The sequence below is a fragment of the Okeania sp. SIO2B3 genome (assembly GCF_010672525.1).
Lineage (GTDB): Bacteria > Cyanobacteriota > Cyanobacteriia > Cyanobacteriales > Microcoleaceae > Okeania.
The window spans coordinates 47,909-61,580 of record NZ_JAAHGH010000026.1 but is presented as its reverse complement, the minus strand read 5'-3'; the positions used below and the strand labels follow the sequence as shown (position 1 = coordinate 61,580).

Here is a 13,672-nt window from a genome sequence, read left to right as displayed (position 1 = left end):
GCTGCGCGCAGGCAACAGGCAATAGGTAACAGCGGTGCGACCCCACGTCGGCGTTAGCTTTAGCTCTTCCGGAGGAGACTAGACCCAAGGGAATGCGCACTCCTGTGAGGCAATAGGGGAATAAAAAGCTGATAACATAAAACTTTTAGCTATTGGACACCTCCTGCAACTTGTAAATATGCTAGGGCACATTGCTATAGTATAGACAGGGCCAAATTTTCAGTGCAAGTTACAAGCAAGTTACTGAAATTTTAGATTACAGTAGAAATGGAAATAGCTCAAACAGAAATTTTCTCTATAATATTTATTTGATTTGATGTTTAGATGTAACTCATTGGGGGAGCAAAAAATTTTGACGAAAGAGTAGTTGTATGATAAGTAGGATAAAGAGTCATAAACCAATGAACTATGCACCCATCTATAAAATTTACCAGATTCTCATAGCCTTTCCCCTGACTGGACTTTGGGTCTTTGATACTCCTGTCCTCCTACCATTCCATAACAGCGGTAGATTAAGAATAATTCCATGGAAAATTTTTTCCGCTCAAATGGCATCAGCTCAACCAATAGTTCCCGAAGCAAATTCAACCAATACAGTAGTAACTCCGGTAATACCATCCCCAGATTCTTCCCAAACTCGCTTTGATATTACAGGTGGGAAGCAATCAAAAGATAATACTAATCTTTTCCATAGCTTCGAGAAATTTAATGTGGGAGAAAACCAAATTGTTAACTTTATTTCTAACCCAAATATCAAAAATATTCTAACTCGTGTCACTGGTGGAGATGCTTCTGTAATTAATGGTCTAATTCAGGTAACAGGGGGCAATTCTAACTTACTGATGATGAACTCTGCGGGTATAATTTTTGGTGCAAATGCTAGATTGGATATACCTGCATCTTTTGTTGTAACTACTGGTTCAGGTATTGGTTTTGACTCTGGTTGGTTCAATAGCATAGGTGAAAATAACTACGATATTTTAACAGGAAATCCCAGTGCTTTTTCTTTCCCGATGACGAGTCCTGGAGTAATTTTAAATAGAGGTGAGCTTACTGTTGAAGCAGGAGAAAGTGTCACTTTATTGGGGGGAACAATTATTAATACAGGTAAAATTTCTGCACCAGGTGGTGAAATTACGATCTCTACAGTTCCTGGAGAAAATTTAGTCCGTATTAGTCAAGAAGGACGTTTATTAAATTTAGAAATAGCGACAGAGGATGGAGGAATTTCTAATGATTTGTCAGAAGAATTACACAGTTTAAATCCCTTATCTATACCAGAACTTTTAACAGGTAATAGTGAAGTGATGGAAATTGCTACTGGAGTTAGAGTTAATGATAATAATGAAGTAGTTTTAACAGGTTCAAATCAAGTAATTCCTACAGATTTAGGAACAACGATTATATCTGGTTCTCTTGATATTTCTTTGGCAGAAAATTCTGAATTTTCAAATACAAGTAAAATTAATATTTTTGGAGAAAAAGTAGGATTATTTAATGCCAAGCTTAATGCTTCTGGTCTCTATGGTAGTGGCAATATTAGAATTGGTGGAGATTCTGAAGGTTTAGGAACAGTTCCTAATGCTATTCGTACTTATGTAGATGAAAAGACAGAAATATATGCTACTTCTTTTAGAGGTGAAGGTGGTAATGTAGTTATTTGGAGTGATGAAGAAACTAGCTTTTTTGGAAAAATAGAAGCTCTTGGTCGTAGAGAAGAACAGGCTACATCAGCAGAACAAAACTCTAGTAAAAATTTAGTAGAAGTTTCTAGTCAAGGAAATTTAATTTTTGATGGTACTGTTAATTTAGGTTCTCCAGATGTGTTGGGTAGTTTATCATTTAAGGCTGAAAATATTAATATTGTAGATGCAAATATTGATGTCGCAGATAATCCTTTAAGAGGTGAAACGGCAATAGAATCTCAAATATCAAAATCATCAATAGAAAGCATATCAGATAGTACAAATATTACTTTTCAAGCATCCGATAATATTACTATCAATAATTTATCTGAAACTCAATTAAACTTTGCTCAGACAAAAGGTGAAATCTCATTTGTCGCAGATAGTGACGAAAATGGTTTAGGGTCTTTGACAATAGACTCAGAAAATACTATCAATACTCAAGGAGCGACAGTTAATATTTCTGGCACGACGATAAATACTGGAGATATTAATACAGCAGGAGGAGAACTTAATATTACCAGTAGTCAAGGTTTTGTGATGACTAATAACTTATCTACTGCTAATTCAAATACGACAGCAGAAAGTAATGGTGGGGAGATTAATGTTCAAGCACAGGGAGATATTACGACTGGAGAAATTGATGCGAGTGGAGACTTTAGAGGTGGGAATATCACTATGAATGCTGCTACTAATATTGATACACAAAGCATTCATGCTGAAGGTACGCAAAGTGGTGGGAATATTGATATTACAGCACAGGGAGATATTACGACTGGAGAAATTGATGCGAGTGGAGACTCTAGGGGTGGGAATATTACTATAAATGCTGTTACTGATATTGATACAGAAAGCATTGATGCTGAAGGTAGGCAAAGTGGCGGGAATATTGATATTAGAGCTGGAAATACTCTCAACTTGCGAGGAATATCAACATCAAGCGGTAGTCGAGAAACTGGCAACATTACTATTACTGGAGATGAAATAAACCTTTTAGGTGGAGAAAACAGTGTCAGTAGCAATGGGAGACTCATCTTACAACCAGCATCAGAAAATCAAAATATTACTCTGGGAGGATTTGAAAATATAGAAGGGACAGACGGTAATTTACCTCTACACCTGACAACAGGAGATTTAGCAACTTTGGCAAATGGTTTTGAGTCTGTTACCATTGGCAATTCTGAAAACTCCGGCAATATTACTATTGCTTCTACAGAAAGCAGCAATACCAATGGAGTTGTATTCAATGACCCCACAACTATTCAAGCAGAAACAATTACAGGTACAGGTACAATAACTGGGGTAGATAATGCTCAAATTACTATAAATGCTAATAGTGATATTTCCACTGGCAATATTTCCACATCCACAGGTGTTAGTATTACCAGTATTCAAGGTAATATTCAGACTGGAGATGTGACTGCAAATACATCAGATAATAGTATTAGCAATATTGAGATTACCAGTAGTGGTTCTATCGAAACAGGAAAAATAACCACCACAGGAACCACAGCAGGGGGAAATATTAATCTACAAGCAGGCGATCGTATAACTATAGGTAGAATAAATTCTAGTGCTACACCAGGAAATGCAGGAGAAGTTAAACTGAATGCAGAAAATGGTATTGAAGTCATATCTATACAAGCAGAAGGCGGAAATAGTGGAGGCAATGTAGAAATTACTACAGGTGATACTCTCAGGATAAGAGGTACTTTTTTAGACCAAAATCAGAATATTGCTAGTATTTCTACCGCAGGAGAGATAGTGGGAGGGAATATTGCTATTAGCACCGGAAATACACCTTTTATCGTTGGAGATGCTACAATTAATGGTTCTGTAGGGGCAATTACAGATGGAAAATCAACAGTTTTACCCGATCGCTCTTTACCTAGTAGTTTTGAACTAAAAGAAGTAGAAAGCTCTCAACCACAAAATTCTGAGTCTGATGAAACAACATCTGAGTCTACCGAGACAACATCTGAGTCTAATGAAACAACATCTGAGTCTACCGAGACAACATCTGAGTCTACTGAAAGCACAACCGCATCAGAAACTCAGGAAAACCAACCTCAACCGGAAGAATCAACCACTCAAAATGTCACTCAACCAGAATCAACAGAATCTAGTAATTCCGAGGAAAATCAAACTACTACCGTTACCGAAACTCAACCAGAATTAGTCGAGGAGCCAAAAAATATAGAGGAACCGCAAACTCAAATTCCCCCTGAAGTAGATAACGAAGAACCCTCAAACACAAATCAAGATATACAGATAGTATCTCCAAACCCCAACGACGAATCAAACTCACCAGTTTTAGATAATTCCGAACCAACAACCCCTATTGCAGAAAACATTGCACCCTCAGTTAGCAGTATAGAGGAACCAATAACCCCTATTGCAGAAAACACTGCATCCTCAGTGAGCAGTATAGAGCAACCAACAACCCCTATTGCAGAAAACATTACATCCTCAGTGAGCAGTATAGAGCAACCAACAACCCCGATAGCAGAAAACATTGCATCCTCAATGAGTAGTTCAGGGGAACAAATTATCCCATTAGTCGTGGAAAATCAAAATCAAACTACATTAGAATTTGAACAACCGAATAACTCTCAACTTATGATTGCCGAAAATGTAGAGACAAATATTCTTGTAGAAGATACTAACTCCAGTTCAATTCCATCAGTGTTAGAACCAACTGTTGCTATAGAAAATCCCGCTCAAGGTAAGTCCTCTCAGAAACCAACACCAACTATAGTCGTAGAAGAAAGTATAACAACCACTACTTCCGAAATTTCTCGTAACGATAATTACAATCAAATTAGTTTAACTGATACCCTATCCCAAATAGAGTTAAACAGAGGCAGAGAATTCGCAGGTTATTTCGGAAAAAATATTACTAAAAAAACTGTCACAGCAGCAAATATCCGAAATACTCTCAGCAGCGTTGAAAAAATTGGTATTAGACCAGCAATTATATATGTATCTGCACAACCCAATAATTTAGAACTGCAATTGTTTTTGCCAAATGGTAAACCTATTGTCAGAAGTAGTGGGAACACAAGAGATGAAGTAATTGAAGTTGCCAAAAAATTCACAAATCAGATTAGGACTCCCAGTCAATTAAATTCTCATCATTATTTACCAAATGCTCAAAAATTATATCAATGGTTAATTGCACCAATTGCTGAAGAATTGGCAAATCATAATATTAATACGATCGTTTTTTCTATGGATAGTGGCTTGCGAACTATTCCCATCGCCGCTCTACACGACGGTCAACAATTCCTGGTCGAACAATATAGTTTGGGATTAATTCCTAGTTTTACTTTAACTGATACAACATATGTTGGATTAAATGGTTCTCAAGTTTTGGCAATGGGAGCATCTGAATTTCCTGGTAATACCGAGCAAACTCCTCTACCTGCAGTTCCTGTAGAACTTAAAACTATCGTGAATAATCTTTGGCCTGGTCAATCTTTTTTGAATCAAGGATTTACTCTCGAAAATTTAAAGCAACAAAGTAGCAAAGAAAAATTCAAAATTATTCATTTAGCTACTCATGGAGAATTTCATCCAGGGGGTGCTGACAATTCTTATATTCAACTCTGGGATACTAAGTTACGCTTAAATCAATTACGTCAGTTACGTTTGTATAATGCACAGGTAGAGTTATTAGTTTTGAGTGCTTGTACTACTGCAGTCGGAGATGAAGAAGCTGAGTTAGGTTTTGCTGGGTTAGCAGTACAAGCGGGGGTCAAGTCTGCTTTGGCAAGTCTTTGGTATGTTAGTGATACTGGTACATTAGCTTTAATGACTGAGTTTTATCAGAATTTATCTAACAGACCAATTAAAGCAGCAGCATTGCGACAAGCGCAGTTAGCAATGTTACGGGGAGAGGTGCATTTACAAGATGGTCATATACTCCGAAATGGTAATCAACATCTTCCTCTACCACGGGAGTTAGCTAGAGGAGGTAGAAGAGATTTGTCTCATCCTTATTATTGGGCAGCATTTACGATGATTGGTTCGCCATGGTAATATCAGTTATCAGTTATCAGTTATCAGTTATCAGTACCTCTAGCTGTTTGCGCAGCATTCCGCAGGAAAGCAAGAGGCTTCAAATATGGTAGAAATATCTTCTTTTTTGTATCCCTTAAAAGGGGAGGCGCATACCCACAATTTTTCGGTAAAAGAAGGCAGAAGGAAAAATAGGGAAATAAAATAGAAAGTTCAACTTTGCTTTCGCGCGATCGCTATTCAATATCGTTCTACATACCATCCAGGGATACCATAGTTCCACCCTCTCATAATTTCAAAAGGGTCTGCTTTTCTTAGTCTCTCATCATCAGACACAGCTACCAAAGGTTTTAAGTTATTATTAATTTGTTGTTTTTCAGTTACGTTATTCAAAGTGTTTCGTGGGAGATTTTTTTCTTTCTCAATCATTTTTTCTATCCACAATTGTTTGCTAATTTAACATTAACCTACTTATTGAATAAATAAATCCCTCCGGTTGTTAATCTCAATATTTCATAAAATAAATTTAAACTTTGTTATCTCAAGTAATATCATGTCCGGTTGAACAGTTATAGCAGTGGCAACTATAGTTAGGGTTTGCTGAAAAAGTCTTTTTTAAGGAGTAGGGGAGCGGGGGAGTAGGGGAGTAGGGGAGTAGGGGAGTAGGGGAATAATTTTTTTGGCCCAACTGTGCGCCTTTTTGACCATGAAGAGCTGAAAACCAAGGTATTTCTGACCTAAAAAGGCTAAAACCAATATCAGTCAATGCTTTAAGATTTAATCAGCAAGCCCTAGTTAGGACATCGGGTAATTCTGATGATTTATGACGCGAGCAAGATGCTCGCACTAATTGTCCTAACTAACCTAGCGGTTGCTATGTTGAATTTCATACCTCAAATAAGCAACGTCAAAAAATCAAATCAATTATTGCACCACAATAATACTCGATTATTACCAGAGTCAGCAATAACAACAGTATTGCCACAAACCGAAATCCCATAAGGCCAACACAAACTTTGGCGAGTGGGATGCAAACTCAAAGCATTTTCACCCTTACTCTGAAAATCTGACTGACCAATTAATGCAACTGCCGGAGTGCCAATATCCACAGTATCCTGCCAACCCAATAACCGAGAATTAGCGGTATCAGCAACAATCAACCAATTAGCAACCGCAGTCACGCCATAAGGCATACTCAAACTAGCACCAGAAGGAAAATAAATCCCTTGATTTAGCTGTACTGTATTAAATTGAGACTGACCAAGAACTACAGAACAAGGCTGATTATTCTCAGTAGGGATGGCATCCCAAATCATTACCCGATTATTTCCAGCATCAGTCACAACCAAGCGATCGCCATACTGTTGCGGAACATTATTGCCCCAAAAAGTAATTGCATGAGGCCAACGCATACTCGCCGCCGTTGCTTCACTCCCTCCATTTTCATCCCGACAACTCATATTTGCCTGCCCCAAAACTAGATCGGCAGGTTGTCCGTTAACCTCTGGCAACTGCTGCCACATCAAAACCCGACGGTTCCCCGTATCTGCTACCCAGAGTTTTCCTTGATGGTAGGCGACACCATAAGGCCAGTGCATTCGGTCCGCAGCAGTTTCTGATTGACCCCGGTTAGACTCATTTTGAGAAAAATCTGCCTGACCTAAAACGATATCGGCAGGAACATTATTATCTTCGGGTAACTGTTTCCAAATTAATACCCGATGATTCCAAGCATCAGCTACTGCTAACCCTTCTCCACAAGCACAGATACCAGTGGGGACGCTTACTGTTGCTGCGGTGGTTGTACCATTGGCATTTTGCCCTTCTTGAGAAAAGTCAGATTGTCCGATAACCCAGTCAGCAGGTTGCGTATCAACTTCAGGACATTTTCGCCATCCCAATAATCTATGATGTCCGGTATCAGCAACCCACAGAGGTCCAGTTTCTGAGATTAAGCAAGCTCCACGGGGTCCGAACATTGTGGTTGCACTGGGTGTGAGTGGTACGACTAGGGAATTAGAGGATGGTGTACCGAGAATGATTTTTGCACCATTAGGATTAAGCATTTCAGTTATCAGTTATTAGTTATAGGAATATGATTTTAGTTGTTAGATATTGGAGACTTTTGTTCTAGGGAATAGGGAAGAAACAAATACATAAGAATAAGATAACTGCTATATTCTATGCTTTAAAGGAACACTTCAATTCTCACATCTGATTCCTGACTTCTATATCAGTAGACATCTCCATAAAAGAGGGAGTAGGGAGTAGGCAGTAGGGGGAAAGAATTGATAATTTCTGTGTGATAATTGATTTTATTTTTTATTATCACGTCTATGTCTAGTTATATAGAATCCGGTTATATAGTATATGTTGATAATTCTATAATTACTTCAATATCAGGACTTATGCAGAGAATCTACTTATGGCGAGGGCGAATGCCATATATAGCAAGGGCGAATGCCATTCGCCCCTACAGATGGTGGTTTAAAAGTAAATTTGAGTAAGTCCTCCCCCACTTCCTACTCCTCATCCAAAATTGGTAAGGCTACAAAAAAAGTGCTACCTTCTCCTAAAGTGCTTTCTGCCCAAATTTTACCTTGATGTTGTTGGACAATATTGCGACAAATGGCTAAACCTAAACCTGTTCCTCCTTTCTGGCGAGAGTCAGAAGCATCAACTTGTTGAAAGCGACCAAAAATACTTTCTATCTTATCAGCAGGAATACCTCGCCCTCGGTCTTTAACTGCAATCAAAACTTGATAGCTATGATGAATATTACAGACAGTTGCTTTAGTGCATTTGGTTTTAACTGTTGAAGGGAAGTTATCGGAGCTAAAAGTATGATTTATATTGATAAATTGTTTGTTGGCAGTTAACCAGACAGTTGTTCCTTTCGGGGAATATTTGATGGCATTACTGAGCAAGTTAGTGAAGGTTTGAATTAATTTGTCGGGACATCCCCACAACTTAGCTTCCACTGGTTTTACTGACAAATTAACTCCTGCTTTCTCTGCAATAGGTTGCATTTCATTTACTGTCTGGAGCATTAATTCAGCAATGTTACAAGTTTGTTTCAGCATTGTTACTTGCTGGGAGTGAAGACGTTCTAAATCTAGAATATCGTTGATTAACCGTACTAAACGGTCTGTGTTAGCAATGGCAATATTTAGCATCCTGTTACCTCTTTCTGGCGCTTGATTAAGTAATCCACTTTTCAATAAAGCTAAAGCACCGTGAATAGAAGCAAGAGGAGTGCGTAACTCGTGACTCACAACAGAAATAAATTCGTTTTTCATCTGTTCGACTGCTTGACGTTCTGTTATATCTTTAAATGTTACAACTGCACCAATAATTTTTTCCTGTTCTAAAATAGGTGTGCTTACATATTCTACGGGAAAATGTGAACCGTCTCGTCGCTGAAAAAATTCATCAGTAACTTGGCAAACTATACCTTTTTTTAAAGTTGTTGTAACTTGATTATCTGAGTTATTTTTCTGTGCTGAAGATTTATCATTTTTGTTGTTAACTTTATCTTTTTCTTTGGGTTTTAATACCCCGCCGTCTACACAATGTTTACAATTGGTTGGAGTTTGAGTCCCCATCAACTTTTTCCTTCTTTCTTCTTCCTTCTTACTTCTTCCTTCTTCCTTCTTACTTCTTCCTTCTTCCCTCTTCCTTCTTCCTTCTTCCCTCTTCCTTCTTCCTTCTTCCACCCCATAAATTATCAAACTCCAGTCACTATTTACCAGCTCTTTAATTGTATAACCAGTCATTCTTGCTGCGGCTGGATTAGCAAAAGAAATTTTTCCCAATATATCTATTCCACAAATCCCTTCTCCAGCTGAATCTAATATTAATTTATGTTGGTAACGAAGCTGTTCAAAAGATTTTTCTATCTGCTTACGATCGCTTATATCCCGAGCAATAGTTGAGACTCCTATAATATTACCTTCAGTATCTTTGATGGGAGATATTGTTAAAGCTACATCTATATGTTTACCATCTTTTCTGATATGTACAGTTTCATAATTATTTATACTAACTCCTGCCTTAATGTTTGCTAAAATTTGGGAAATTTCATTTGGTCTTTCTGGCACTGCTAACATAGAAATAAAACGACCTTTTACCTCAGAAATAGAGTAACCATAAATTGCTTCTGCTCCTGAATTCCAACTATAAATAATTCCTTCTAAAGTGTTACCAATAACTGCATCATTAGAGGATTCTACTATAGAAGCTAATCTAATCATTACTTTTTCTGTTTGTTTTTTCTCTGTAATATCACGCCCTAAAACAACAATTCCATTCCGTTTTCCATCTTCATAAAATAACGGTACTTTAATTACGTCATAAGTTTTGACACTGCCATCTCGTTTGGGAATTATTTCTTCACTCCTAGACAAAGTTCTCTTCTTCCATGCTTCTCGATCGCTATGATGACAAGATAAAAAAGCCTCTCGATAAAAACTACTAATTTCTCCTAATTCAATATCTGATTTACCACGATAATCTACTTTTTCTATTTCAAATAATTCCAGCATTGATTGATTAGCTTCTAGCCATTTACCTGTACCATCTTTAAAGCAGACAATATCTGGCATAGCATTAATTAAAGTCCGGAGCTGTAAAGATGTTTTTTGATATTTTTCTACTAGCTCTTGTAGTGCTTTTTCTGCTCTTTGACGCTCCCTAATTTCTGCTTTTAATTGAGCATTAGTATTTTTTAAAGATTCTATTAAATTGGTTTGGTTTTCAGTTATACTTGTCATTTTTTTTCATCCTATTTTAAAATTTTTCACAGTTAATTGTTTGAATAATTAAACACTTATTTATATAGTAATCAGGAATCAGATGTAAGAATTGAGTTATTCCTTTAAAGTATAGAATATAGCAGTTATCTTATTAATATATATTCGTTTTTTCTTCTTCCCTGTTCCCTGTTCCCTGTTCCCTAAAATTCTCCAATATCTCACAACTAAAATTTTATGGCTATACTACGTTTAATCCGATTAATAACACGAGTAATTAAATCAGAATATTTAAATGGTTTATAGATATAATCATCCGCACCAGCAGCAAAAACTTGATGACAAATAATAGGGTTGTAATGAGCTGTCAGAAATATAATAGGAAGCCAATTCCAATGTGGATCGTTACGAATAACTTGACACAAATTAATTCCATTAAAATATGGCATTTCTATGTCTAAAATTAATAAATCTGGCACTGTATTTTCTAAAGTTGTCCAGAAATATCGCTCATCACTCAGGGTTACAACTTTAATTCCCCACTGCGTTAGTATCTGTTCGATGGTCTCTAAAATTTGCAGGTCGTCATCTACAATCATCACAGTTGCTAAAGTCTGATTTTTTCGCCAGATATCTAATACTATGTCTATAACTTGAGCTGCGGGTAATGGCTTTTTTAGATATGCTGATGCTCCTAGTTTAGCAATTTTTACACGATCGCTCAATTCACCTTTAGTATTAAGTACTACTACAGGTAAAGAAGGCATCTGACTAGAAATTTTGCCTAATATTTTCTCTGAATTAACAGCAACTTCAAGGTCAAGTAAAACTACATTAGGAAAAAATGATAAATCTTGTAAACTATAGTTGAAATTCTGATTAATATAAGTATCTATATCTGTTGTTAAATCAACACTTGGAGCCAGCTTAAATTGTATTTTTTTTGCTACAGCATCCTCAGCTAATTGTTTTGCAAATAAACTATCTTTGTCTAGTATTAATAATAATTTACATTCTGGAGAAATCGGAATAGAATATTGAGGATCGAAATATTTTATCTGTTGATGATCACTTTTTTCTTTGTCAATTTTACTCTGCTGTTCTATCTTGTTGCATAGACTGTTCACTAATTTAGATAGATGAAATATTTCGCTATGATTAAGAGGCTTTTCCGTTGCCAATAAACTTTCTATTTCTCTAGCTAAATCCGAGCCATCTACTAAACCAAATGTACCTAGAGAACCTGCTAATTTATGAGCTTCTTGTTGTGCTTTTTTTTGTAACTCAATCCCTAATATTTCATTTTTTCCAGCTACTACTACTTGTTCTAGTACATCAATCCGCTCATTAATACCTCCTTTAAATCTATCCCAAATTTTACTGATATAATCTTGCAGTTTTTGTTGATGTTCCTGATATTTTTGAGGCTTTTTCTTATCTTTTATTTGATTATTCTTGACTGGTAAATTCTTTTTATCTTTTTCTTTTGAATTTAATACCTTGTCGCATAAACAGTGTTTACAATTGGTTGGGGTTGGAGTTTGAGTTCCCATCCACTTCTTCCTTCTTCCTTCTTCCTTCTTCCTTCCTCCTTCTTCCTTCTTCCTTCTTCCTTCTTCCTTCTTTCTTCCTTCTCCAACTTGTTTTAACCGATAACCTAAACCATAAACAGTTTCGATTAAATCACTAGGCGCACCTACTGCTTTTAATTTATTTCTTAAACCTTTAATATGCGCTCTAACTGTATCTTCTGTAGGAGTTTCTTCCCAACTCCAAACTTTATCTAAAATTGCACTACAATTAAATATTCTTTGATGATTGTGCATAAACAGATTTAAAATTTCATATTCTTTAGGAGTAAGATTTAACTGTTTGTTATTGTAAGTCACTTCACAATTTTGAGGATTTAAACATAAATTACCCCATTTTTTGATGAGAGAAGCAGACTCGTTTCCCCGCCGCAATAATGCTCTAATTCTTGCTAAAAGCTCTTCTAAATTAAAAGGTTTAACTACATAATCATCAGCTCCAGCATTTAAACCTTTTACCTTATCTTGATTGTTATTACAAGCAGTTAAAAGTAAAATAGGAATATTTTTATTTATATAACGTAACTTCTGACATAAAGTAATACCATCTAATTTAGGCAGCATTACATCTAATAAAATTAAATCATAATCACAAGCTTGAGCTTGCTCCCAACCTGCTTGACCATCTGTGGTTATATCAACTACAAAAAGTTGTTCAGTTAAGGCATCAGCTAAAGTTTCGGCGATAAATCGATCGTCTTCTACAACTAGAATTTTCATTGATAAAGGTCGTTAAAAAATTAATAATTAATAATTAATAATTACGGCTTGCTGAATAAAGCTAAAAGTCAGGTAGCTTACGGTAATTGAGCTTTTTATATTCAATTTATATCCTACAGTTATTGGCTCTTATTGGCATCAATTTACTGAAATTTTCTGTTGAAATTCAAGAAAATTTCTTCACATAAAATGACGAAACCATTCCCTGTTCCCCCATCTCCGTGTCTCCGTGTCCTACCCCCACCAACCATCAGTAATGGGTAATAAGTAATTGGCAGTGGCTCAAACAGTTATTGCAGGTTTGTAGATGAGAAAAACTTACCTAACAATTAATACTTAATTCTAGGAACGACAGCTTTGTAGAACTTTATTTATCTACTGATACTGACTATTTATCTGTGATTACCTGAGTTACAATCTAACTATCAATATTTATTTGTATAGCAGAAGGAAGAAGAAAGAAGGAAAAAAGAAAAATCTAGCCTTGTCTTAGTTTTAAGCTTTTTATCTATCAAATAAATAGATTAAAATATAGTTGCTTAGGAGTAATTATTGCTCTGTTGATTAAATCTAAAAGCATTGACATGTAAAGACAAGTGCCTTTTTGGGGCTTTTAAAAAGTGCCTTGTATCACGTCTAAAACGCTCATGCATGGAGCGTATTTTAGGCGCATAGTTGGGCAGAACAATCTTGGGACAATTCTTACTCCTATCTCCTCGAAATTCCCATTTCTCCTGTTTTCCCCTCCTGGGAGGGGGAGGGGCGAGGGGTGGGTTGTCTCCTGTTTCCTACCCCAGCAAAAAGACTTTATTCAGCAAACCTTAATTAAGTGGATTTTTAGATAATCAACTGTATATTTTTTTAAGTAAATTTAGAGTAATAGTTAGCAGATTATTTTTTTAGTAGA

General features: G+C 36.3%; 5 protein-coding genes. 1 reads left to right on the top strand and 4 read right to left on the bottom strand.

The annotated features are described in order from the left end of the window. Window positions 1-548: 548 nt before the first annotated feature. Window positions 549-5,726 (top strand): CHAT domain-containing protein, encoded by a 5,178-nt coding sequence (locus tag F6K15_RS18870; RefSeq protein ID WP_293063190.1) that lies wholly within the window; start codon window positions 549-551, stop codon window positions 5,724-5,726. 219 nt (window positions 5,727-5,945) lie between these two features. Here the strand turns inward: F6K15_RS18870 and F6K15_RS18865 are convergent, their stop codons facing one another. The 4 genes from F6K15_RS18865 to F6K15_RS18850 form a co-directional block, all read right to left on the bottom strand. Next, window positions 5,946-6,134 carry a hypothetical protein gene (locus tag F6K15_RS18865; protein WP_293063188.1) on the bottom strand — a complete coding sequence of 63 codons (189 nt, stop codon included), beginning with the start codon at window positions 6,132-6,134 and terminating at the stop codon, window positions 5,946-5,948. A 491-nt stretch (window positions 6,135-6,625) separates the two neighbouring features. Then, window positions 6,626-7,771, bottom strand: a complete 1,146-nt coding sequence (locus F6K15_RS18860) for a hypothetical protein (protein ID WP_293063186.1) — start codon at window positions 7,769-7,771, stop codon at window positions 6,626-6,628. Window positions 7,772-8,227: 456 nt separating this feature from the next. Continuing rightward, window positions 8,228-10,477, bottom strand: a complete 2,250-nt coding sequence (locus F6K15_RS18855) for a PAS domain S-box protein (protein WP_293063184.1) — start codon at window positions 10,475-10,477, stop codon at window positions 8,228-8,230. A gap of 206 nt (window positions 10,478-10,683) precedes the next feature. Further along, window positions 10,684-12,765, bottom strand: coding sequence for a response regulator (locus tag F6K15_RS18850; protein ID WP_293063182.1), 2,082 nt, complete (start codon window positions 12,763-12,765; stop codon window positions 10,684-10,686). Window positions 12,766-13,672 lie beyond the last annotated feature (907 nt).

Coding starts and splice junctions, on each gene's coding strand:
- F6K15_RS18870 (WP_293063190.1), top strand. CDS start 549: ATGGCATCAGCTCAACCAATAGTTCCCGAAGCAAATTCAACCAATACA.
- F6K15_RS18860 (WP_293063186.1), bottom strand. CDS start 7,771: ATGCTTAATCCTAATGGTGCAAAAATCATTCTCGGTACACCATCCTCT.
- F6K15_RS18855 (WP_293063184.1), bottom strand. CDS start 10,477: ATGACAAGTATAACTGAAAACCAAACCAATTTAATAGAATCTTTAAAA.
- F6K15_RS18850 (WP_293063182.1), bottom strand. CDS start 12,765: ATGAAAATTCTAGTTGTAGAAGACGATCGATTTATCGCCGAAACTTTA.
- F6K15_RS18865 (WP_293063188.1), bottom strand. CDS start 6,134: ATGATTGAGAAAGAAAAAAATCTCCCACGAAACACTTTGAATAACGTA.